This window comes from Serratia sp. B501 (assembly GCF_051172315.1).
GTDB lineage: Bacteria > Pseudomonadota > Gammaproteobacteria > Enterobacterales > Enterobacteriaceae > Serratia > Serratia ureilytica.
In genome coordinates this window covers 98,268-120,195 of record NZ_JBPIZB010000003.1, presented here as the reverse complement: position 1 = coordinate 120,195, position 21,928 = coordinate 98,268, and the positions used below count along the sequence as shown (strand labels likewise).

Annotated in this window: 22 protein-coding genes; 20 read left to right on the top strand and 2 right to left on the bottom strand. The window is 57.5% G+C overall.

The window, feature by feature from the left end:
* From ACSBQV_RS11190 to ACSBQV_RS11125, 14 genes are all read left to right on the top strand, one after another.
* The gene (locus ACSBQV_RS11190; RefSeq protein ID WP_033643650.1) at positions 1–828 is read left to right on the top strand and encodes a Cof-type HAD-IIB family hydrolase; all 828 of its coding nucleotides are present in this window, start codon (positions 1–3) and stop codon (positions 826–828) included.
* A gap of 131 nt (positions 829–959) precedes the next feature.
* The gene (locus tag ACSBQV_RS11185) at positions 960–1,193 is read left to right on the top strand and encodes a hypothetical protein (protein WP_004935304.1); all 234 of its coding nucleotides are present in this window, start codon (positions 960–962) and stop codon (positions 1,191–1,193) included.
* 84 nt (positions 1,194–1,277) lie between these two features.
* Complete coding sequence (locus ACSBQV_RS11180) at positions 1,278–1,676, top strand: hypothetical protein (RefSeq protein WP_042784953.1); 399 nt, start codon at positions 1,278–1,280, stop codon at positions 1,674–1,676.
* Between the two features lie 69 nt (positions 1,677–1,745).
* Positions 1,746–3,254 (top strand): PhoPQ-activated protein PqaA family protein, encoded by a 1,509-nt coding sequence (locus ACSBQV_RS11175; protein WP_099782171.1) that lies wholly within the window; start codon positions 1,746–1,748, stop codon positions 3,252–3,254.
* A gap of 639 nt (positions 3,255–3,893) precedes the next feature.
* Positions 3,894–4,433: a fimbrial protein gene (locus ACSBQV_RS11170; RefSeq protein WP_004935293.1), complete on the top strand. Its 540-nt coding sequence runs from the start codon at positions 3,894–3,896 to the stop codon at positions 4,431–4,433.
* A gap of 56 nt (positions 4,434–4,489) precedes the next feature.
* Positions 4,490–5,173: a fimbrial biogenesis chaperone gene (locus ACSBQV_RS11165; RefSeq protein ID WP_033632666.1), complete on the top strand. Its 684-nt coding sequence runs from the start codon at positions 4,490–4,492 to the stop codon at positions 5,171–5,173.
* Positions 5,174–5,227: 54 nt separating this feature from the next.
* Positions 5,228–7,804, top strand: a complete 2,577-nt coding sequence (locus tag ACSBQV_RS11160) for a fimbria/pilus outer membrane usher protein (RefSeq protein ID WP_099782169.1) — start codon at positions 5,228–5,230, stop codon at positions 7,802–7,804.
* 42 nt (positions 7,805–7,846) lie between these two features.
* Positions 7,847–8,788, top strand: coding sequence for a fimbrial protein (locus ACSBQV_RS11155; protein WP_033643645.1), 942 nt, complete (start codon positions 7,847–7,849; stop codon positions 8,786–8,788).
* 137 nt (positions 8,789–8,925) lie between these two features.
* On the top strand, positions 8,926–9,285 hold the full coding sequence (locus ACSBQV_RS11150; RefSeq protein WP_004935280.1) for a hypothetical protein: 360 nt from the start codon (positions 8,926–8,928) through the stop codon (positions 9,283–9,285).
* Between the two features lie 73 nt (positions 9,286–9,358).
* Positions 9,359–10,654, top strand: coding sequence for an HlyD family secretion protein (locus tag ACSBQV_RS11145; RefSeq protein ID WP_099782168.1), 1,296 nt, complete (start codon positions 9,359–9,361; stop codon positions 10,652–10,654).
* Positions 10,641–12,776, top strand: a complete 2,136-nt coding sequence (locus ACSBQV_RS11140) for a peptidase domain-containing ABC transporter (protein ID WP_004935271.1) — start codon at positions 10,641–10,643, stop codon at positions 12,774–12,776. Before ACSBQV_RS11145 ends, ACSBQV_RS11140 begins: the two co-directional genes overlap by 14 nt.
* Positions 12,777–12,891: 115 nt before the next feature.
* Positions 12,892–13,092 carry a hypothetical protein gene (locus ACSBQV_RS11135; RefSeq protein ID WP_015378375.1) on the top strand — a complete coding sequence of 67 codons (201 nt, stop codon included), beginning with the start codon at positions 12,892–12,894 and terminating at the stop codon, positions 13,090–13,092.
* An 86-nt stretch (positions 13,093–13,178) separates the two neighbouring features.
* A complete protein-coding gene (gene gspS, locus ACSBQV_RS11130; RefSeq protein ID WP_099782166.1) occupies positions 13,179–13,577 on the top strand; it encodes a type II secretion system pilot lipoprotein GspS in 399 nt (132 codons plus the stop codon).
* 114 nt (positions 13,578–13,691) lie between these two features.
* A complete protein-coding gene (locus tag ACSBQV_RS11125) occupies positions 13,692–15,125 on the top strand; it encodes an EmmdR/YeeO family multidrug/toxin efflux MATE transporter (protein WP_099782164.1) in 1,434 nt (477 codons plus the stop codon).
* A 58-nt stretch (positions 15,126–15,183) separates the two neighbouring features.
* On the opposite strand, the gene ACSBQV_RS11120 is transcribed toward ACSBQV_RS11125, so the two are convergent.
* Both ACSBQV_RS11120 and ACSBQV_RS11115 read right to left on the bottom strand, forming a co-directional pair.
* The gene (locus ACSBQV_RS11120) at positions 15,184–15,447 is read right to left on the bottom strand and encodes a FaeA/PapI family transcriptional regulator (protein ID WP_096242373.1); all 264 of its coding nucleotides are present in this window, start codon (positions 15,445–15,447) and stop codon (positions 15,184–15,186) included.
* Positions 15,448–15,458: 11 nt separating this feature from the next.
* Entirely contained in the window at positions 15,459–15,662 is a 204-nt protein-coding gene (locus ACSBQV_RS11115) for a hypothetical protein (RefSeq protein ID WP_143557030.1), read from the bottom strand.
* Between the two features lie 559 nt (positions 15,663–16,221).
* On the opposite strand from ACSBQV_RS11115, the gene ACSBQV_RS11110 reads away from it, so the two are divergent.
* The 6 genes from ACSBQV_RS11110 to ACSBQV_RS11085 all read left to right on the top strand — a co-directional run bounded on the left by ACSBQV_RS11110 (position 16,222) and on the right by ACSBQV_RS11085 (position 21,920).
* On the top strand, positions 16,222–16,746 hold the full coding sequence (locus ACSBQV_RS11110) for a fimbrial protein (RefSeq protein WP_033643642.1): 525 nt from the start codon (positions 16,222–16,224) through the stop codon (positions 16,744–16,746).
* Positions 16,747–16,830: 84 nt separating this feature from the next.
* The gene (locus ACSBQV_RS11105; RefSeq protein WP_042784946.1) at positions 16,831–17,376 is read left to right on the top strand and encodes a fimbrial protein; all 546 of its coding nucleotides are present in this window, start codon (positions 16,831–16,833) and stop codon (positions 17,374–17,376) included.
* Positions 17,377–17,432: 56 nt separating this feature from the next.
* Positions 17,433–19,973, top strand: coding sequence for an outer membrane usher protein (locus tag ACSBQV_RS11100; RefSeq protein WP_099782162.1), 2,541 nt, complete (start codon positions 17,433–17,435; stop codon positions 19,971–19,973).
* Between the two features lie 33 nt (positions 19,974–20,006).
* Positions 20,007–20,765 carry a fimbria/pilus periplasmic chaperone gene (locus tag ACSBQV_RS11095; RefSeq protein WP_033643639.1) on the top strand — a complete coding sequence of 253 codons (759 nt, stop codon included), beginning with the start codon at positions 20,007–20,009 and terminating at the stop codon, positions 20,763–20,765.
* Between the two features lie 84 nt (positions 20,766–20,849).
* On the top strand, positions 20,850–21,419 hold the full coding sequence (locus tag ACSBQV_RS11090) for a fimbrial protein (RefSeq protein WP_099782258.1): 570 nt from the start codon (positions 20,850–20,852) through the stop codon (positions 21,417–21,419).
* A gap of 9 nt (positions 21,420–21,428) precedes the next feature.
* The gene (locus ACSBQV_RS11085; RefSeq protein ID WP_226886093.1) at positions 21,429–21,920 is read left to right on the top strand and encodes a fimbrial protein; all 492 of its coding nucleotides are present in this window, start codon (positions 21,429–21,431) and stop codon (positions 21,918–21,920) included.
* Positions 21,921–21,928 lie beyond the last annotated feature (8 nt).

Here is a 21,928-nt window from a genome sequence, read left to right as displayed (position 1 = left end):
ATGTGGCTTGCTATCGACGGCAAAATAAAATACCGGGCGATCGTGAGCGATCTTGACGGAACCTTGCTGGATCCTGCCGGGAATCTGTCTGATCTGACGGTGGAAACGCTCAATATCCTGCATGCCCGCGGGCTGGAAATCGTCATCGCGACAGGCCGTTGCGATGCGGATGCGCGCGGGATTGTGGATGGCTTGGGGTTCTCGCCGGCGATCGTCTCCTGCAATGGCGCGATGGTCAATATCGAGGGGCGGCCGGTGGCGGATAAACGCTATTTCCTGCCTCGCGACAGCCAAATGATGTTGATGGATTACCTCTTCGCCTGTCCGCTCCACGTGACGTTGTTCACCCAGGAAGGATGGATGATGGCCGAAGAGAATCCGCATTTTGCCGACTATATCAAGACCTCTGGCGTCGCTTGCCGCTATGTCGAGCCGGAGGCGATGAAACGGCAACCGATCCTGAAAGTGCTGCTGCAGGGTGAAGCGGCGCTGATCGAGCGGTTTTACGACGAGGTCAGTCAGGCTTTCGGAAAAACGCTGTCCATCTGTAAGTCCTCTGCGGAAACGATAGACATCATGGATAAGCATATTTCCAAGGCCAGAAGCGTGGCCGACTATCTGAGCGCCAAACAGATAGCGATGCGCGATTGCCTCTCTTTCGGCGATGCGATGAACGATTTGGACATGCTGCGCTGGGCCGGAACGGGGGTGGTGATGGGCAATGCCATGGGCGAATTGAAGCGCGCGCTGCCGTTTAACCCGATTGCGCTGCCCAACAGCCGCAATGGCGTCGCCGATTATCTCTGCCGTGAGTTCGGCCTGTTCTGACATTGTCACCGCCGCGCGGGTGAACGCATTGGCAACAGGGTCTTTCGTGGGCAGATAACAAGGAGGTGAACAAACAGTGAGGGTTTCATTTTTTCATTACTAAACATGTCGATAAATACAAAGGAGACAGTATGAAAGAACTGACTGAAGCAGAAGTCATGGCGGTTTCCGGCGCAGGCATCGCTTCCGATGCCGGCAAAATCCTGGGCAATGGCATTGGCGCCATCGTAGATGCCGGTACCGGTCTATTCGGGATCCACGCGGATGCGGCGGGCGCCGGCGCCAAACTCGGTGAGGGCATTGGCGCCGTCATCGATGCCGGGATTAGCGCCTTCTCGCAGCTGTTTGGCCGTAAATCGTCATAAGCCCGGCCCCTAATGAAAAGTGCCCGCAAGGGCACTTTTACCTCGCTCATGTCGGGAGCCGGAAGAACGGCAAAGGGAGAGTTCATGGCGAATAAAATCATCTTGATCATGGTCATCAATCTGTTCGTGGCGGTGGCGTTGGCGGTGTTTAACTTTATCTATATCCAAAAGAAGGTGGATATACGCGCCCCCAATGACGCCACGCCCTTTCAGGTGACCGAGAAAGCGCAGGGCAGGATCGTCTCCATGCAGCAGACTTCGGTATTTCTGAACAACAATCCTGTGGTGGCGTTTACCTTGGAAATCAACGCCAGGCGCAAACAGTTTACGATCGCTGACCATCGGGAGGTGGTGCTGTATATCGCCATGAGCCGTTATGAGGAAAACGGCGTTTACAGCCTATTGCTGGGCGAGAACGACAGAGACGTGGCGTTCGAAAAGGACAGCTTTGGCTATCCGATACGCTTTCATCAGGTGCTTTAGGCGCGCGGAAGGTTTCCTGCCGCCAGGCGGCGTAAAAGGGATTTGCCACGGACAAAGGGGGAGGAAAAAATGCTGAAACGCATCGGATACATCGCGCTGATTTGCCTGGCCTTAATCGGCGGGCGGCAGGCCATGGCGGCAGAGGAAGATCGCTGCTTTGCGGACGAACATCCCGCCTTGCACACCGTTATTCCTTGTTATAACAATCAGTTGGCCATATTGCCTCTGTCATATTCGTTAAAGGGCGTGGATAACGGCCATGACGTGTCGATACGCCATTATCGGTTGATGTCGCAATCCTGGTCGCCGCAAGACGCCATCCGGCCGACGCAATGGTGGCATGATGTGGATATTTATATCCCCAATGGGACGCTTGCCCGTAAAGCGTTGGTGCTGATGAGCGATGACTGCGCTTGCGCCGCCGCAGGGGCGAGCGGGCCAGGCAAGCAAAATGCGGCGTTTTCCGTCGCTACGCCGGCGGCCTTGGCGGCGGAAAGTCACACCATCGTGATTGTCGTCAACCGGCTGCCTTATCCGTACCTGGAATATCAAAATGAGGGGCGGCGTCGTGCGGGGGAGGACAGCCAGGCCCGAGGCTGGCGATTATTCCTGGACGATGCGGATGAATACTTGATGATGCCGCTGGCGATCCCCATGACGGCGGCCTTGTCGCAAACCATGACGCTGGCGCAGCGCGAATTGAGCCGGTGGGGGATAGATAAATTCATCGTGGCGGGCGCGGCGAGCGGCGCAACCGCGGCGTGGCTGGCGTCATTGTCGGATGAGCGCATCGATGCCGTCGTCGCCATGTTCCCGGATGGGGTCGCGGCGCGGCAGGTCTTGAAGCATACCTATCGTACGTATGGCGGCCGTTGGCCGTTGGCGTTTCATCCTTATTACCAACTCGGCATCGATCGGCGCATAGAGACGCCGGCGTTTGACAAACTGATGCAAATAGCGGATCCCACCGCTTATCCGCCGCCGACGGCGGGAGAGCGGCCAGCGGCGGCGAAATATGTCATCATCGCCAGCGGCGACGAACGCTATCCGCCGGACAGCACGCGATTCTATTTCAGCGCCTCACCGGGAGAGGCTTCGCTGCGCGCGATTGCCGACGGGGATCGCGCGGCAAGCCGGCCGGCCGCCGAACGCGCCATACTGGCGATGATCAAGCGCCGCCAGCGCGATATCGCGTTGCCGACGATCGAGGTGCAAGGCAGCGCCGCGGATGCTGCGGTGCGCACGCTGCGTTTTTCCGAACCGCCGGCCACCGTGCGACGTTGGAGCGCGCACAACCGCACGGCCCGAGATTTTCGTTATTCGTGCGGCGTACGCTTTACCCCGGAGCCGTTGGCCGCAGCGGAGGCCGACCGCGGCGAGTTTCGTCTGGCCGCCCCGGCGCAAGGCTGGGAGGCCACCTTTATCGAGGCGGTGTTCAACGATGGGTTTATCGCGACCACGCCGGTCTTTATCACGCCTGACGATAACTATCCGTCCGCCGTTCCCGCGGGCGATGGCCTGGCGTGTGAAACCCTACCCGGCAGAGGGTTGGGTGAAGATTATCGCCATGATGATTAATTAGCGGCGCCGAATAACAATAAGGCGGCAATGCGTTATTCTGCGCGACAGAGCGCATTGCCGCCTTGTTTTCGAAATAGTGAACGGCGCCAGACAGAATATTTCTGCGTAACGCCATTTTCTCGTTGTCACATGACCGCGCCGGTTTCATGAACGGCGAGTGCCTTATTCTCCCTCCTGTTCGATAAACCGTTATCGCCATGCTTTTCCTATTCTTCTGCTCCTCTTTCTGCCGCCGCGTCGTGATGCCTTTCGTAATATAAATGTCATTTATTTCAGGGCGAGTTTTATCGCCCGGCTTTCATTTTACGGCGATGTCGCCCGATTTTCCGTCTGAGGGGGAAATGAGGAGGATCTGGCGAAAGCGCCTTCGAATAGCGCGAGAATAAATTCCCTGGCGGCCAGATGATTGAATCAAGAAACGCCGATTTGGCGGTTTTTTCAAAATAAAATTAAGAATGATGCTAATTCTATTTGGGGTAATTATCTTTTCTCATCTTTACATTGATTTTATGTATTGCTAAAGGGGGAAAGCTAAGCATAATTAACTGTGAAAGGAGCGGAGCTCCTATTCTCCCTGTCCGGGTTCTCCGTGGCGGGGATATTTTGAAGTCTGTCTAATCAAAAGGAGAAGTACCCATGATGGAAAAAAAAGTGATTATGTTGGCATTTGTCGCGGCAGCGTGTTCAAGCGCTTTACCTGCTCTGGCAGCAGATGGGCAGGTTAATTTTACCGGGAATATTGTCGATGCTGCGTGCAAGGTCACGAATGACTTGAGTAATCCATTAAATGTTGTTTTGGGTGATGTGGCCCGAACGGCATTTGCGGGTGGCAAGGGATCAACGTCCAGCGCGACAAAATTCACGCTGGAAGTCACCGATTGTCCGGATACGGTAAAAAGCGCCACCGTTAAGTTCGACGGCGCGGCCGATAACGGCGACAGCAACGTATTGCAGCTGACCCAGGAAACGGATGTCGCTACCGGCGTCGGTATCCAACTGTCTGATATTTCTAACAGTGTTCTGCCGCTTTACACGGCGTCGACGGCTTATCCGTTGGCTTCCGGCAGCGGCGTGAAAAATAACCTCGATTTTACCGCCCGCTATATTTCCACGCAGGCAGATGTTACCGCCGGTAAAGCTAATAGCGTCGCCACCTTTACGCTGAATTATAACTGATAATATTTTCTTGCCCGCTGGTTCACAGCGGGCTGTATTGCCTCGGAGATAATATTATGCGTTTTAATCGCTACGGCGCCTTAGCGGCTTTCATTATTTTATTGTTTGCGTCTACGGTTCACGCCGGCGTGGTGATTGGCGGGACGCGGGTGATATTCAACGGCGAAAAAAAAGAAGCGTCAATCAGCGTGGAGAATCCGGATAAAGAACCGTATTTGATTCAGTCCTGGCTGGAGAATCAACAAAGCGGGGTGGATAAAATCGCGTTTATCGTTACGCCGCCTTTATTTCGGCTGGACGGCAACCAGGAAAATATGCTGCGCATCGTGAAAGTGGGCGATGACTTACCGAAAGATAAAGAAAGCTTGTATTGGATGAATATTAAATCCATTCCTTCAACAACCCAGGCGGGTAAATCGAATACGCTGCAAATAGCGGTCAAGACCCGCATTAAATTGATTTATCGGCCGGCGCCGCTGCTCCGCCAGGTGCCCGAAGAAGTGACGCAGCAGCTGAAATGGCAGCGTGTCGGTTCAGAATTAAAACTCACCAACCCAACGCCTTATTATATGAACTTTCATTATGTCCGCATCGGGGGGCGGGAAATGAAAGAGGTGGCGTATATCGCGCCGATGAGCAGCGAAATGTTTGCATTGCCCGTGGCGGGCGCAACGTCGGTAAGCTGGAAATTAATTAATGATTATGGCGGCACAGGGAAAGAACATCAGTCAGGTATTTAATCTGTAAGGGAAGGCAGACAGAGGGATAAAACATTTCAATAATGGAGCTAATGAATGATAACTCAAAAGCGTATATTAGCGAAGCGGGATGCTTGGCTGAAACGCATAGCCTTATTCACGGCAACAACGGCGGTATGCGGCAACATGGCTAATCCCGCCTTCTCTCGTGACTATTTTAATCCGGCGTTGCTGGAAACCGGGCGCTCAGGTCAGCAGCACGTCGATCTGTCGATTTTTGAAAATGGCCAGCAGGTTCCCGGCACGTATCGGGTCGATATTTGGGTGAACGACATGCTGCTGGAAACGCGCGAGGTGTCGTTTGCTCTGCGGGCCGGCAGCGACGAGAAGGCCGATCTGCAGCCTTGTCTGACGCGGGAAGATCTGAAAAGGCTTGGGGTGAAAGTTGAGCTGTTTCCCGGTTTGGCCGGTGCCGATCGCTGCGCGAATTTGGCCGCGATCCCGCAGGCCTCGGCGCAATTTCAATTTAACCGCCAACGCCTGATGCTGAGTATCCCCCAGGCGGCGTTGGAAAATAAGGTGCGCGGATACGTTCCGCCGGAACAATGGGATGAAGGCCTGCCGGCGATGCTGCTGAACTATGGCTTCACCGGCAGCAACAGCAAGGGGCGCGATCGATTCACCCAGAGCGCAAGCAGTTATTACCTCAACCTGCGGCCGGGCTTCAACCTGGGCGCCTGGCGAGTGCGGAACTACACCACCTGGAGCTACAACAGCGCCGGCGGCGGGCGAGCGTCGGAGGATCGTTGGGACTCCGTCTATACCTACGCCCAGCGCAATATCATCCGCCTGAAAAGCTTGCTGACGCTCGGCGAAAGCAGCAGCCCGTCCGATGTGTTTGACAGCGTATCGTTTCGCGGCGCGCAACTGGCTTCCGATGACGACATGTTGCCGGAAAGCCTGCGCGGTTATGCGCCGGTGGTGCGCGGCATCGCGCGCAGCAATGCGCAAGTGGTCATTCGCCAAAATGGCTATGTCATCTACCAGAGTTACGTTGCGCCGGGCGCGTTTGAAATTTCGGACATGTACCCGACCGGCGGCAGCGGCGATTTGGAGGTGACTATCAAGGAGGCGGACGGCAGCGAACAGCACCTGACCGTTCCCTTCGCCAGCCTGCCGGTGCTGCAACGCGAAGGGCGGCTGAAATATGCGCTGACCTCGGGGCAATACCGCACTTACGATCACAGCGTAGATAAAAAGATCTTCTCGCAGGCCAGCCTGATTTATGGCTTGCCCGCCGGTTTCACCCTGTATGGCGGCGGCCAATTCGCCGGGCCGTATCAATCGCTGGCATTGGGTCTGGGCAAGAACCTGGGCGAGTTCGGCGCCCTGTCGGCCGACGTCACCCAGGCGTGGGCAAAGCAGGAGCATCAACCGAAAAGCGATGGTCAGTCATGGCGCGTGCGGTACAGCAAAAATATCGTCGAGACGGGGACGAACTTCGCCATCGCCGGCTACCGCTATTCGACCAGCGGCTACTATGGGCTGCAGGAAGTGCTGGACACCTATCGCAGCGGCAACCGTTACGCCCCGATAGACCGCCGCAAAAATCGCGGCGAAATCACGCTGAACCAGAATTTATGGGAAGGGGCGGGGTCGCTTTCACTCAGCGCGGTCTCCGAAGACTATTGGGGATCCGAGCGCAATATGCAGTCGCTGAGCGCGGGTTACAACAATAGCTGGAATGGCATCAGCTACGGTTTTAACTACAGCTACAGCCGGAATTCACAGGCTATTTACGGCGATTCGAACCGCGGGCGCATTTACGATCGCGATCAGATCTTCGCTTTCAACATCAGCGTGCCATTAGAGAAATGGCTGAGCAACACCTACGCCACCTACAACCTCAACACCAGCAAAAAAGGCAATACCAGCCATACGGCGGGCCTCAACGGCACGGCGCTGGCCGGCGGCAACCTCAGCTGGAGCGTACAGGAAGGGTATGGCAGCCAGGGCCAGGGCAACAGCGGCAACGCCAACGCCGACTGGCGCGCGACGTACGGCGAACTCACGGCGGGCTACGCCTACGATCGCAGTCAACAGCGCGTCAACTACGGGGTGAAGGGCGGGGTGATCGCCCATGAAGACGGTGTGACCTTCGGTCAACCGTTCGGTGAAACCGTCGCCCTGGTACAGGCGGCCGGCGCGAGCGATGTGGCGGTCGGCAATCAGGTCGGGGTGAAAACCGACTGGCGCGGCTACGCGATCGTTCCTTACGCCACGCCTTATCGCAACAATTCGATTCGCCTCGATGTCGACAGCTTGCCGGATGATGTCGATCTCGAGTTGACGAACCAGTCGGTCACGCCGACTCGCGGCGCGGTGAGCCGGGCGAATTTCAAAGCCAACGTCGGCAGACGGATTTTGATGAAGGTGACGGACTCGCAGGGGGCACCTCTGCCGCTGGGCACCAGCCTGCGTCTTGCCGAGGGGGCGACTCAGCCGTTCCTGGTCGGCGGCGACGGCGTGGTCTATCTGAGCGGCATGGCGGAAAAGGGCCTGCTCATTGCGAAGTGGGGCAGGAATGGCGAGAACCAATGCCGCATCCGTTACCAGTTGCCGGCGGAGCCGCCGTCAGCGGGTCTTCAAACCCTAAACGGCGTTTGCCAATAGATCTCGCTCTATTTCCATCATGACTTTTAAGTGAGAGTGAAAATGAACGTTTTTCTCAGGATATTCGGTTACGGCGCCCTGGTGTGGCTGGCGACGCTCACGACGGCGGTTTATGCCGGCACCTGTACCACCAACGCGAAAACCGCCCGTATGGGGTTGCTGACGCTGGCCGTGGATCCGCGCATTGAAGTCGGCGAGCAGTTGGCTGTTCGAACGGAGAACAGCATTAACGGCACGACGTTTTCTTTTCTTTGTTCCGGTTCGGTCGCCTATCGCTCCATGTCGCCGCTGACGCCGAGCGCGCTGCCCGGCGTATTTGAAACGGGCATCGAGGGCGTGGGGGTGACGATTTCAGACTTATGGCAGAGCAATAAGAACGTGCCCGTCAACACGGCGATTTCGCCCAACTTGCTGACGCCGTGGATCAATCGAAACGATGTTCGGCTGACGTTTATTAAAACCGGCCCGATCAAAACCGGCGGCGATATGGGCGGGAAAATTATCGCCAGATATTATCTGGATTCGACCTCCATTTTGGATATCAGTATTTCCGGCATGAAGGTCATTCAGAAAAGTTGCCTGGTTGATTTGAACTATAAAAATCAAACGGTAAATCTGGGCAGCCCTAAACGCAGCGAGTTTAACGGCGTCGGCAGCACGGCGGCGTCTTCCGAACGCAATTTTTCCGTGGTTCTGCAATGTCAGGAGGACAATATTCCGGTTCAGGTCACGTTCGAGGCGGCCGGAAATTCGCCAGGCGTGGGAATGATTGATATCGCCGACGGCGCCGATGCGGCGAAGGGCGTCGCCGTGGAAGTGTTGGATGAGAACCGTAATCCATTAACGTTTTCCAGACCGATCAATTACCACACCGCGGCTGAAAAAGAGATCAGGATCCCCTTGATGGCGCGCTATAAGCAAACGGGAGCCATTAGCCCCGGACAGGCCGACGCGGTGATGACATTCACCATTACGCAGAATTAAAGAGACCCCCATTAAAAATATAATGTCGTCTGTTCGCGCGACATTATTGGTGGCATCAGGCGCTGCAGGCCGATGCCAATGCAATGACAACACGCATGTATGGCAGTGTTTGTCCGTTTAAATATGGAGATTAACCAATGAAAGAACTGTCTGTTATCGAAATGAATGAAGTGTCAGGCGCTTATTCCTGGGATATGAGCAATGGACTGTCGGGGCTGATTGGCAGCGCCGTCTCCAATGCCGCGGAAGCCGTTTCATCCATCGCTCTGGGCGCCTCCGTGGGCAGTATGGCGGGCGCCGTCATCGGCGGTAAGCACGGTGGCGACGGCGGCGGCCTGCTGGGCGTCGGCTCGATTGGCCAGGGCGTCGGCATGGTCGCCGGCGGCATCCTGGGCGGCGTAGCCAGCGGCGTGGCCGCAGCCGTTATTGGCTGGGACACCACGCTGGAATACTCCAAAAAAGGCCTCGATGGGCTGATTAACGGCACCATCAGCTAAATCCATACGCGGTCCAAAGCCGCAGCGTTCTCGCTGCGGCTGTCTCCCGGTCAGGCAAGCGCAGGTTCTTCCTATGAGTGATAATAAGAGCAGGAATATTTTCCGCCAGGAGGCGGTCAATTATCAACGTCAAAGATGGACCGGCAGGGCGCTGTTAATTTCCGGCGCGTCGAGCCATGTGATTGCCGCCACCTGTTTCACTTTTATTCTGATCCTGGCGGGCGCGCTCTATTTTTGCGAGTACACGCGCCGGGTCGATGTTGAAGGCGAGGTGATCAGCATCCCGCATTCCACCAATGTGTTTTCCTCCCAATACGGCTACGTGAGCCAGGCATTCCATAAAGCCGGTGACGTCGTGGAAAAGGACGAACCGCTGTATGTTATTGATGTCTCGAGAAGCACCACGTCCGGCAATGTCAGCCATATCGCGGCCAGCGAAATAAGCAAACAGATTAGCAATCTGGATTCGATAATCAGCAAGCTGAATAAAAATAAAACCGCCATGCTGGATAATTTGCGCAAACAGATCAATAGCTATGAAAACGCCTATAAAGAAACCGAGAAACTGAACCTCAGCGCCAAAGAGGGGATGGATAAAATGCGCGATAGCCTGAAAAATTACGAACACTATTTGACGAAAGGCCTGATCACCAAAGATCAGTTAAATTATCAGCGCTCGCTCTTTCAACAACAGCAAAGCTCGTATCAGGCGCTCTACAGCCAAAAGATCCAGCAAAATATTCAACTGTCGCAGTTGCGCAGCGATTTGCTGATTCGCGCCGCCGATTACGACAATCAGATATCGCAAAGCGAATCGCAACGCAGTGATTTACAACGCCAGCTGGCGGAGTCCAATGCCGGCGGCCAGGTCATTATCAAAGCGCCGCTCAAGGGGAAAATCGAGTCGCTGAGCGTGACCGCCGGGCAGGTGGTCGAGAGCGGCAGCAGTCTGGCGCAAATCAAACCGATTGATAACATCAAATATTATCTGGTTTTATGGCTGCCGAATAACAGTTTGCCCTACGTGAAAATCGGCGATGGCATCAACATTCGCTATGAAGCCTTCCCGTCGGATAAATTCGGTCAGTTTCCGGGAAAAATAGAATCCATCTCGTCGGTTCCGGCTTCCCCGCAGGAAATGTCGGAATACAGCAGCGGAAATAAAAGGGAAAGGAACGCCTACTACAAAGTGCTGGCGTCCATCAGCGACACGCAATTCAGCGATAAAGGCAAATATCTCGAAATCAGCAGCGGGCTGCAGGCCAGGGTCATCGTCTTCCTGGAGAAGAAACCGCTTTATCAGTGGGCGGTCGCGCCTTTGTATGACATAAAAAACAGCGTCGTGGGGCGAGTCGATGAAGGACAATAATCTCTTTGAACGGATCAACGAGAAGTTAACATTCTCACTGCGCAAGCGGGTGCCGAGCATCTTGCAGTCGGAGTCATCGGAATGCGGCCTGGCGTGCCTCGCCATGATCGCCTCCTATTACGGGTTTAATGTGGATATGCTGAGCCTGCGGCAGCGATTCGGCATTTCCACCCAGGGTGCGACCCTGGGGACGATCTCTCAAATCGCGTCGCAAATCCAGCTGAAGACGCGCGCCTTGTCCTTGGACATCGACGAAATCAATCAGCTGAAAACGCCCTGCATACTGCACTGGAATATGAATCACTTCGTGGTGTTGGTTAAGGTGCAGCGCGCCGGTTTTGTCATTCACGATCCGGCCTTCGGGCGCAGAGTGATCGGGCTGCAGGAGATGTCGAATCATTTTACCGGCATCGCGTTGGAGCTGTGGCCCGACAGGGCCTTTCAAAAAGAGACCCTCAAGACCCGTTTGCGCCTGCTGGATTTGATGAAAAACATCGAGGGCCTGCCGGGGACGCTGCTCAAGATCTTTGCGTTATCGATAGTCATCGAATCGGTCAACCTGCTGCTGCCGGTGGGAACGCAACTGGTGACCGACCATGTCATTCAGGCGCATGACTACAGCCTGCTGACGGTCATCTGTTTGGGGCTGATCTTCTTCACCTTGTTCCGCGCGGTGGTCAGCATCGCCAGGGCCTGGATCTCCATCGTGCTCGGGACGCTGACCGATATTCAGTGGAAGACGACGCTGTTTGAACACCTGATGAAGCTGCCGCTGGATTTTTTCGAGAAACGGCACCTGGGGGACATTCAATCGCGCTTTTCCTCGCTGGATGCGATCAGAACCACCTTTACCAATAATATCGTCAGCGGGATCATCGACGGCATCATGACGGTCGGGCTGTTCGCGATGATGATGGTCTACGGCGGCTGGCTGGTCTGGGTCGTGGCGGGCTTCACTCTGATCTACATCCTCATCAGGATGATGACTTACAGAACCTACCGTCAATTCTCGGAGGAGCAGATCGTCAAGGCGGCCAAGGCCAACTCGCATTTCATGGAGACGCTGTACGGCATCTCGACCGTCAAGGCGCTGGGCATCAAGGAAACGCGCTCCAGCTATTGGCTCAATCTGAACGTCGACGCCGCCAATACCAATATCAAAATCACCCGATTCAATATGATGTTCGGCGGGATCAATACCTTTATTACGACGCTCGATCAGGTGGCGATCCTGTGGCTTGGCGCCATGATGGTCATCGACAATTCCATGACGCTCGGCATGTTCATGGCGTTCAATGCCTATCGCGGCCAGTTCTCTCAGCGGGCCTCGAGCCTGATCGACCTGGCGATCGGCTTGCGCATGCTGTCGCTGCACAATGAGAGGATATCCGACATCGTCTTTACCGATGCGGAGACGGAGTCCGCGCCGCGACAGGTTTTCCCCTCGGGCACGGGGATTGCCATTGAGGTAAAAAATCTTACGTATCAATATGACGCGCTGTCGCGGCCGATCTTCAAAGACCTGAACATGCGCATTGCGGCCGGCGAAAGCGTGGCCGTCGTGGGCGCCTCCGGCGCGGGCAAGACCACCTTGCTGAAGGTGATGTGCGGCTTGCTCAGCCCCACTTCCGGCCAGGTTTTGGCCGACGCGATGGATATCCATAAAGTCGGGGTGAATAACTACCGTAACGCGATCGCCTGCGTGCTGCAGGACGACCGGCTGTTCTCCGGGTCGATTGCGGAAAACATCAGCGGGTTTGAGGTCAATGCCAATAAAGAGCTGATCATGGCCTGCGCGATCCACAGCAATATCCACGATGAAATCATGCAGATGCCGATGGGCTACGAAACCCTGATCGGCGAGTTGGGCAACGGCATCTCCGGCGGGCAAAAGCAACGTCTGTTTATCGCGCGCGCCCTCTATCGCCGCCCGAGCGTGCTGTTTATGGATGAAGCGACCAGCCATCTGGACGTTGAGAATGAGTCGGCGATCAACCGGGCGATATCTTCGCTGAATATTACGCGCGTGATCGTCGCCCACAGAAAGTCGACCATCGACTCGGCCGACAGGGTAGTGGTGCTGGGGGCCGAGAGCGGCGCGCCGGCAGGCGGCGGTGAATAAAGGGCGCTTGCCGGCGCCGGGGCGAAGCCGGCAATGCAGGCTGTCCCCACGGCGAAAATCGCGGTAAAATGCAGCAGTTGACCCTATCGCATTCCATCAGGCCGTCGAACCCGCTATGAAAACGCGCAAACCGCGCCGCCCGCCCGGGCGGTGGATCTATTACATCCTGCATGAAGACATGCTGTGGCCTTGCCCGGTCAAATGGGAGTGGGAGAGCGGCTATAACGCCTGGCTGCCGTTTTACTATTCCCCCACGCTGGAATTCGTCGCCGGCAACCCCGCCCGCGCCACCAAGGTCAGCAGCGGCCGACGTTAAGCGGGCCGTGCGTGCTGCTCACCTTGCCGCCCGACGTCCGCTCACCTAAGATCATCTCATCACCCACAGGTTTTCCCGGAGCCCCCATGTCTACTCTGTTTCGCACGTCTCTTTGCGGCGCGGTGGCATTGCTGCTGCTCGTCGGTTGTCAGCAGACGGCGCATAAACCGGCGCCGCCGCTGCAGGCGCAGCTGGATCACATCGCTTCGATGCTGGCCGGCGGACACTTCCTGCGCGTGGACTGCGGGCGCAGCGAGATACCGGACGACGTGAAGCTGCAGCGCACCGCAATGCGCGCGGCGCAGCGCCGCGGCTGGGACACGCAGGTGGCAGGGTATCGGCAGTTGCCGGCGCTTACCCAGGCGCGTTACCTGACTCTGCAACAGGACAATCAGCTGCTGACGGAAAAATGCGCTGCGCTCAGCCGCAGTACCGCCCGCTTTATCGCGGCGGCGCAGGCCGATCAGGAAGATTACATGGAGTAGCGCGCCGGCATGCCTTTCGGGCGCGCTTCATGGGCGCCCCAAAATTCTTTGCAGGATAACGATTTATCGATCATCATTTGAAATGATGTTTCACTTTTACCCATCGAGCCCATCTTGAACCTGTATGCCGCACTGCGTCAGCGCGTGGAAAATACGCGCTGGTACGCCAAACGGAAAAGCTACCGCGTGCTGTTCTGGCGCGAGATCACGCTACTGGCGGTGCCCATCTTTCTGGAGAACGCCTGTGTCCTGCTGATGGGGGTGCTGAGCACCTTTCTGGTGAGCTGGCTCGGCAAAGAGGCGATGGCCGGAGTGGGGCTGGCGGACAGTTTCAACATGGTGATCATCGCCTTTTTCGCCGCGGTGGATCTCGGCACCACCGTGGTGGTGGCCTTCAGCCTCGGCAAGCGCGATCGCCGGCGGGCGCGGGCGGCGGCGCGTCAGTCGCTGGTGCTGATGACCGGCGTGGCGCTGCTGTTGGCGGCGGGCATTCACCTGGCGGGCGAGCCCATCATTGATGTGATCGCCGGCGCGGCCTCGCCGGAGGTGAAAGCGCTGGCGCTCTCTTACCTGCAAACCACCGTGTGGAGCTACCCGGCGGCGGCGATTGCGCTGATCGGCAGCGGCGCCCTGCGCGGCGCGGGCAACACCAAGATCCCGCTGCTGATCAATGGCGGCATGAATATCCTCAATATCATCATCAGCAGCATCCTGATTTACGGCATGCTGGGTTGGCACGGCCTGGGGTTCGTCGGCGCCGGGCTGGGGCTGACGATTTCCCGCTATATCGGCGCCATCGCCATCCTCTACGTGCTGGCGATCGGCTTTAATCCGGCGCTGCACATCACGTTGAAAAGCTATTTCACGCCGCTCAAGATGAGCATCCTGTGGGAAGTGTTGGGGATCGGCATTCCCGCCAGCGTGGAGTCGGTACTGTTTAACGGCGGCAAGCTGTTGACGCAGATGTTTGTCGCCGGCATGGGCACCAACGTGATCGCCGGCAACTTTATCGCTTTCTCCATCGCTTCGTTGATCAACCTGCCGGGCAACGCGTTGGGATCGGCCTCGACCATTATCGTCGGCCGGCGGCTCGGCAAAGGCGAGATCGGCCAGGCGGAGCGGCAGCTGCGCCATATTTTCTGGCTGTCGACCCTTGGGCTGACCGCCATCGCCTGGGGCACCGCGCCGCTGGCCGGGGTGTTCGCCGCGTTTTATACCTCGCAGGATGATGTGAAAACGGTGGTGAAAACCCTGATCTGGCTCAACGCCGCCTTTATGCCGATCTGGGCCGCTTCCTGGGTCTTGCCCGCCGGGTTGAAAGGCGCGCGCGACGCCCGCTTCGCCATGTGGGTGACGATGCTCGGCATGTGGGGGTGCCGCGTGGTGGCCGGCTACGCGTTGGGCATCGAACTGGGCATGGGCGTGGTGGGCGTCTGGTTGGGGATGTTCCTCGATTGGGCGGTGCGCGGCGCCTTATTCTACTGGCGCATGGTCAGCGGGCGCTGGCTGTGGAAATATCCGCGGGCCAGGCGCTCGGACGCCGAATAAGCTCGCCTGCGCGCAGCCTGCCGGCGGCCTGAGAGGCACCGGCAGGAAGAACCTCTATTCAGAGGGAAGGGTACCAACGCAATGACTTCTTGACCGGCCCCGGTGTGACCAACACCTTACCTCGACCGGCCAGATTCAACAGCAGATTGCGCGCCTGATAGATCGTGATGTCGTTAGACTCCGCCAATTGGCGGGTCGTGGGCCACTCGCCGGGAGGAGGAGGCGCCGTGCCGTTGGCCGAAGGGCAGAGGCGGTGCAGCGTCGTTAATAAATGCTGCTGCAGGTTTTGTAATTCTTGTTGTTTTGACGTGCGTTTTATCATGTCAGCCTCCCTTAAACTTCAGCCGAATTTTGATATAACGATAAGCGTCGCCCGGAAAATAATGCCCTATCCCGGCAATACCCTTCCTGAACCGGTAGCGAACACTTGCCTGAACCCGATATTTCCACTGCAATAAACCAGCGGCGTTCACGGATCGGGAGCGGTAATGAGGTGGCCAAATTTTCAGCCTGCTGTGCGTAATGGCTGTACTTCATCGTTTTTCTCCATGGTTTACTGCCCGGTGCTGGTTTTTACCAGACCGAATTGATAAGCCTCCCTTTTCTTTTCCAAATCATTATACCGCAAATAGGAAAAAGGCGATCAATAATGTCGTGTGGTATATATTTTACGAGATAATCGACTATCGTTATTAATTTTACGATCTGTTGTCTCGAAAAAATATATTTGTCTTGTGGTTTTTGGGCTTATATCTCGTATTTATTACTTTTGCTTTGAATGACTTTTCAAATTACAACGATTTTTGTAACAATATTTGGGCCAAAACAAGCGGTAAGTTGAATCTTAGTGTAATTCCCATGGCAAGAGTTAAAATCTTGCGGGAATTTACTGGTTCGGTTGTTTTCTTTCTCATCAGTGTGGTTTTCGTTGAATACCTAAAATGGGTGATGATGAAATAAAGGTCGCGATTTAATTATCGTGAGGGTTTGCTTTGGCTGCGGGTAATACCGTTTTCATTCTGGATTGTATAAATAACCGTTAAAGGAACGGGAGCGATCCTGCGCTTTTTACATAAATTAAAGGAATAAGTGAATTATGAAACTGAACAAAATCATGCTGACAGCAGTTCTGGCGTTTGGCGTTTCTTCTCTGGCGCATGCCGCCGACCAAGGGCATGGCAAAGTGACGTTTACCGGTTCCATTATTGATGCGCCTTGCTCCATTTCTCCTGAGACCGTGGACCAGACCGTGGATATGGGCCAGGTATCCAACGTTGCGTTGAAAAATGGCGGTAAATCAGCGCCGCGTCAGTTCGATATCAAACTGGAACAGTGCGACAACTCGACGCTGAAAACCGTCACCACCACCTTCGAAGGCAAAGCCTCTACCGCCAATAAGGATCTGCTGGGCATCGTCGGGACCGCCAGCGGCGCCAGCATCGCCATCACCGACACCGCCAGCAACCCGATCAAACTGGGCACCGCAACGGCCCCACAGAACCTGGGCACCGGCACCAACACGCTGCGCTTCGCGGCTTACCTGCAGGGTGACGGCGCTTCCGCCACCGTCGTTCCGGGTGATTTCACCGCCGTTGCCGATTTCAAGCTGGCATACCAGTAAGCCTGCGCCATTGGCGTGACGTTTTGCATGCGGGGCTTCCCCGCATGCTTTTTCCCAGATGGAAGGTCTGTGTCAGGAGGTTCAATGCGCCGGTTTATTCACCCTTTAGTGTCTCCTTGCATATTGACGGCTACGCTGATGAGCCCGGCCGCGCCGGCGGCATCCGGTTCTCAGGGCTGGGGACGCGTAAATATGCAAGGAGCCATTATTGATACCGCTTGCGCTATTGCCGCCGGCAGCCGCGAGCAGACTATCGATATGGCCGTGATGCCGACGGGAAATATCATGCGTGATGGCTTAGGCAATACGCATCCGTTCACCATCGAATTAATCAACTGCACGCTTGAACGCCCGAAACCGAATTTGCCGGACTGGCGACAGTTTCAGGTTGTTTTCGATGGCGATGCCGATGGCGACTTATTCGGCGTGCACGGTGAGGCGAAAGGCATCGCGCTGCAAATATCCGATGATATGGGGAATATCGCCGCACCCGGTCGTCCGTTGCCGCTGGGGGATATAACGCCAGGCAGCATGTCGCTTAATTACTCCATTAAATTGGTTGCCAATAATCAACCGATGCGTGCGGGGGACTATTTTTCCGCCGTGCGGTTCAAGCTGGATTATTACTGAGCGCTGTTATTGCGGCAAGCCGCAACGCCAGAATTATACGATATAAGGTTAGGGATATGATGTTGTCGCCTGCTGGGAAGCTATTTCGTTTTCAGGTACTGGGGTTATGTATCACGCTGGCGCTGGGAAGTTCATCAACGTGGGTATATGCCGAAGACGGTATTCAATTTAATGCCGACATTTTGGACGTGAACGATCGCAAAAATATCGACCTAAGCCAATTTTCCCGCAGCGGATACATTATGCCGGGAAGTTACGGCATGGTGGTCCATCTCAATAAAAGCGAGTTGCCCGAACAGAAGATCCCTTTTTATCCGCCGGACAACGATCCTGACGGCAGCCGCGCCTGCGTGGGCAAAGCGCTGGTCGAGCAGTTGGGGTTGAAGCCGTCGGCATTGCAAGCGCTGACCTGGTGGCATCAGGGGGAATGTCTGGATGAGTCCAGCCTGAAAGGCATGGTGTCGCGTGGCGATCTGGCGACGGGCTCGCTGTATCTGAGCGTCCCGCAGGCTTATCTGGAATACAGCTCCGACGACTGGGATCCGCCGTCGCGCTGGGATGAAGGCATCCCGGGCTTGCTGTTCGATTACAACGTCAACGCCCAGAGTCGGCAGCAGCAGCAGGGCGGCACGCGCGGGTACAGCGTCAGTGGCAACGGCACCGCCGGCACCAACCTGGGCGCCTGGCGTCTGCGTGCCGACTGGCAGGGGCAGATCAATCACCAGACCGGCAGCGGGCAATCCACCGACAAACGCCTGGACTGGAGCCGTTACTACGCCTATCGGGCCATTTCTGCGCTGCGCTCGCGCCTGACGCTGGGTGAAGACTATCTGGATTCGGGGATTTTCGACAGCTTCCGTTTTTCCGGCGCGAGCCTGGTATCGGACGACAACATGCTGCCGCCGAACCTGCGCGGCTATGCGCCTGAGGTGGTCGGGATCGCCAAGACCAACGCCAAGGTGACGATCAGCCAGCAGGGGCGGGTGATCTATGAAACCCAGGTGGCGGCGGGGCCGTTTCGCATTCAGGACATCAACGATGCCATCACCGGCGAACTGGATGTGCGGGTCGAGGAGCAGGACGGCAGCGTACAGGCGTTCAAGGTCAACACCGCCAGCATTCCGTACCTGACGCGGCCCGGATCGTGGCGCTTCAAGCTGGCCGCCGGCAAACCGTCGGATTGGCAGCACCATTCGCGCGGGCCGCTGTTCGGCACCGGGGAGTTCTCCTGGGGCGTTAGCAACGGTTGGTCGCTGTATGGCGGCGCACTGCTGGGCGGCGACTATAACGCGCTGTCGCTGGGGATAGGCCGCGATCTGATGATGTTCGGTGCGCTCTCGTTCGACGCCACCCAATCGCGGGCGCGGTTGCCGCAGCGGGAGGAGACGCTCAGCGGCGGCTCTTATCGGGTGAGCTATTCGAAGACGTTCGATGAACTGGACAGCCAGGTCACCTTTGCCGGCTATCGCTTCTCGGAAGAGGACTTCATGAGCATGAGCGAATATCTCGACGCGCGTTATTACGGCAGCCGGGTCGGCAACAACAAGGAGATGTACACCATCACCTTCAACAAACAGTTCCGCGACTGGGGCCTGAGCAGCTATCTCAACTACAGCCACCAGACCTATTGGGATCGCCCGTCCAACGACCGTTACAACCTGACGCTGTCGCGCTATTTCGATCTCGGCGAAATAAAAAACCTGAACCTGTCGTTGTCGGCTTATCGCAACCGTTACAACGATTCCAACGATGACGGCATGTACCTGTCGCTGTCGATGCCGTGGGGCAACGGCGCCACGCTCAGCTACAACAGCACGGTGAACCGCAACGACACCACGAACCGGGTGGGGTACTACCAGCGAATCGATGAACACAACAACTACCAACTGAGCGCCGGCAGCGCCCGCCGCGGCGCTAACCTGAGCGGCTACTACAACCACGAGGGCGATGCGGCGCGCCTGAGCGCCAACGCCAGCTATCAGGAAGGGCGCTACAGCGCCGTGGGGCTGTCCGCGCAGGGCGGCATGACGCTGACGCCGGAAGGCGGCGCGTTACACCGCGTCGGCATGATCGGCGGTACGCGCCTGTTGGTGGACACCAACGGCGTGGCCGGTGTGCCGGTGCGCGGCTACGGCAGCACCGTCAGCACCAACCGCTTCGGCAAGGCGGTGGTGGCGGACGTCAATAGCTACTACCGCAACAAGGCCAGCATCGATCTGGACAAACTGGGCGACAACGCCGAAGCCACCCGTTCGGTGGTGCAGGCCACCCTGACCGAAGGGGCGATTGGCTACCGTCAGTTTGACGTTATCGCGGGCGAAAAAGCGATGGCGATCGTCAAACTGGCGGACGGCAGCACACCGCCGTTCGGCGCCACGGTGCTGAACGCCCGCAAACAAGAAACCGGCATCGTCAACGATGGCGGCAGCGTGTACCTGAGCGGCATCAACGCCGGGGAGATCATGACGCTGCACTGGAGCGGCGCGGCACAGTGTCAGGTGCAGCTGCCCGCAACGCTGCCGGCCGACATGCTGACGCGTACGCTGCTGCTGCCGTGTCGGCCGATCGCCGCGGCGCCATCGGCCCCGGTTGAATAAACCCATCACCCTGAATTTGGAGTTATCGACAACATGCAAACTTTTTCTCTTAAAACCGCCGCGGCGCTCGCGCTGTTGGGCGCCACGGCAGCGCAGCACGCGCAGGCGGCAATCGCGCTCGATCGCACCCGGGTGATCTTCGACGGCGGCCAGAACTCGGTCAGCCTGAATCTCAGCAACCAGAACAAGCAGCTGCCGTACCTGGCGCAGGGCTGGCTGGAGGACGAGCAGGGCAACAAGATCCAGAGCCCGCTGGTGGTGTTGCCGCCGGTGCAGCGCATCGAGCCGGGCAAGCCGAGCCAGATCAAGATTCAGGCGCTGCCGGCGGCCAAACAGCTGCCGCAGGATCGGGAGACGTTGTACTACTTCAACCTGCGCGAGATACCGCCGAAGAGCAACAAGCCCAATACGTTGCAGATCGCGCTGCAGACGCGCATCAAGCTGTTCTATCGCCCGGCGGCGATCGTGCCGAACCGCACCGATATGGCGACGCCATGGCAAGAGCAACTGACGTTGACGCGGCAAGGGGAGAGCTATCAGGTCAATAACCCGACGCCGTACTACATCACGATCGTCGATGCGGGCAGCAAAAAAGGGGGGGAGGGCGTAAAGGGATTTGAGCCTTTCATGATCGCACCGAAGAGCCAGGCGCGCCTGACCGTGGGCGCAGCGGGGCTGGGCGGTAGCCCGGTGCTGACCTACATCAACGATTACGGCGGCCGGCCGCAGCTGAGCTTCAGCTGCAGCGGCGTGAGCTGCAAGGTGGTGCCGGAGAAACGGACGGCGTCATAACCCGCCGCAGGCGGTGCCGACGGGAGAGCCATTCAGGGGGAAAGGATGAAACGAGAACGGAAAAAGGCCGGCGGGAGCGCGTTGATGCTGGCGCTCAGCCTGGGTGTGATAGCGATGCCGCCGGCGAAGGCCGACGTGGTGGACAACTGGCAGGTGGAGGGCGCCAATGGCGTACTGCAGGTATATGGCGCGCTGACGGAAAGCGCCTGCCGGCTGGAGATGAGCAGCGCGCGGCAGGACATCTGGCTGGGTGATACCGGCACCGCGCGCTTGCGTCAGGCCGGCGATCGCGGGCAGCCGGTGGCGTTCGAGCTGCGTTTGCAGGATTGCCTGCGCACGCCGGGGGGCCAGCGAGATGCGCGTACCGGCGCGTTGGTCTGGGCGCCGAATCAACCGGCGGTGACGGTCAGCTTCGGTTCGACGGCGGACAGCGACAATCCGCAGCTGGTGAAAGCGCAGGGCACTTCCGGGCTGGGGTTGCGCCTGCTGGACGGCCGCGGTCGCGACGTTCGGTTGGGCAGCCGCGGCGAGCCGCTGCTGCTGACGCCAGGGCAAGAGGCGTTGAGCTACAGCGTGGCGCCGGAGCGAACCGCGGCGCCGCTGATGGCCGGCGCGTATCGGGCGACGGTGGATTTTAGGCTGAATTATGACTGAGGCGAGGCGATGGTACCGAGGATAAAACGCGGCCGGGTGCCCTTCTGGCTGGCGGGAGTGCTGGCGCTGGGCCAACTGCCGGCGCAGGCGACCACGGTGAACGTACGGGTCACCGTGCTTTCTCCCCCCTGCATCATCAACGGCGGACGCCCGATCGAGGTGGACTTTGGCGATGAAGTGATGACCACCCGCATTGATGGCGCCAACTATCGGCGGGCGGTGAGTTACACGCTGACGTGCAGCGGGCAGAGCAGCAACGGGCTCAAACTGCAGGTGCAGGGGGCGGCGAGCGGCTTCGACGGCCAACTGCTGCGCACCAGCAAAGACGGCTTGGGCATTGCGTTGCTGAACGGCGGCCGCCGTTGGCCGATCAACCAGTGGTTGAGCTTTACCTATCCGGCCGCGCCGACGCTTGAGGCGGTACCGGTGAAATCGGCCACCGCCAGGCTGGCGGCGGGTGAATTCACCGCGGGCGCCACCATGAAGGTGGATTATCAGTAACGCGGGAG

Excerpts from the sequence above, each read along its gene's own strand:
- ACSBQV_RS11190 (WP_033643650.1), top strand. The coding sequence starts at position 1 with ATGTGGCTTGCTATCGACGGCAAAATAAAATACCGGGCGATCGTGAGC.
- ACSBQV_RS11185 (WP_004935304.1), top strand. The coding sequence starts at position 960 with ATGAAAGAACTGACTGAAGCAGAAGTCATGGCGGTTTCCGGCGCAGGC.
- ACSBQV_RS11180 (WP_042784953.1), top strand. The coding sequence starts at position 1,278 with ATGGCGAATAAAATCATCTTGATCATGGTCATCAATCTGTTCGTGGCG.
- ACSBQV_RS11175 (WP_099782171.1), top strand. The coding sequence starts at position 1,746 with ATGCTGAAACGCATCGGATACATCGCGCTGATTTGCCTGGCCTTAATC.
- ACSBQV_RS11170 (WP_004935293.1), top strand. The coding sequence starts at position 3,894 with ATGATGGAAAAAAAAGTGATTATGTTGGCATTTGTCGCGGCAGCGTGT.
- ACSBQV_RS11165 (WP_033632666.1), top strand. The coding sequence starts at position 4,490 with ATGCGTTTTAATCGCTACGGCGCCTTAGCGGCTTTCATTATTTTATTG.
- ACSBQV_RS11160 (WP_099782169.1), top strand. The coding sequence starts at position 5,228 with ATGATAACTCAAAAGCGTATATTAGCGAAGCGGGATGCTTGGCTGAAA.
- ACSBQV_RS11155 (WP_033643645.1), top strand. The coding sequence starts at position 7,847 with ATGAACGTTTTTCTCAGGATATTCGGTTACGGCGCCCTGGTGTGGCTG.
- ACSBQV_RS11150 (WP_004935280.1), top strand. The coding sequence starts at position 8,926 with ATGAAAGAACTGTCTGTTATCGAAATGAATGAAGTGTCAGGCGCTTAT.
- ACSBQV_RS11145 (WP_099782168.1), top strand. The coding sequence starts at position 9,359 with ATGAGTGATAATAAGAGCAGGAATATTTTCCGCCAGGAGGCGGTCAAT.
- ACSBQV_RS11140 (WP_004935271.1), top strand. The coding sequence starts at position 10,641 with ATGAAGGACAATAATCTCTTTGAACGGATCAACGAGAAGTTAACATTC.
- ACSBQV_RS11135 (WP_015378375.1), top strand. The coding sequence starts at position 12,892 with ATGAAAACGCGCAAACCGCGCCGCCCGCCCGGGCGGTGGATCTATTAC.
- gspS (WP_099782166.1), top strand. The coding sequence starts at position 13,179 with ATGTCTACTCTGTTTCGCACGTCTCTTTGCGGCGCGGTGGCATTGCTG.
- ACSBQV_RS11120 (WP_096242373.1), bottom strand. The coding sequence starts at position 15,447 with ATGATAAAACGCACGTCAAAACAACAAGAATTACAAAACCTGCAGCAG.
- ACSBQV_RS11115 (WP_143557030.1), bottom strand. The coding sequence starts at position 15,662 with ATGAAGTACAGCCATTACGCACAGCAGGCTGAAAATTTGGCCACCTCA.
- ACSBQV_RS11110 (WP_033643642.1), top strand. The coding sequence starts at position 16,222 with ATGAAACTGAACAAAATCATGCTGACAGCAGTTCTGGCGTTTGGCGTT.
- ACSBQV_RS11105 (WP_042784946.1), top strand. The coding sequence starts at position 16,831 with ATGCGCCGGTTTATTCACCCTTTAGTGTCTCCTTGCATATTGACGGCT.
- ACSBQV_RS11100 (WP_099782162.1), top strand. The coding sequence starts at position 17,433 with ATGATGTTGTCGCCTGCTGGGAAGCTATTTCGTTTTCAGGTACTGGGG.
- ACSBQV_RS11095 (WP_033643639.1), top strand. The coding sequence starts at position 20,007 with ATGCAAACTTTTTCTCTTAAAACCGCCGCGGCGCTCGCGCTGTTGGGC.
- ACSBQV_RS11090 (WP_099782258.1), top strand. The coding sequence starts at position 20,850 with ATGCTGGCGCTCAGCCTGGGTGTGATAGCGATGCCGCCGGCGAAGGCC.
- ACSBQV_RS11085 (WP_226886093.1), top strand. The coding sequence starts at position 21,429 with ATGGTACCGAGGATAAAACGCGGCCGGGTGCCCTTCTGGCTGGCGGGA.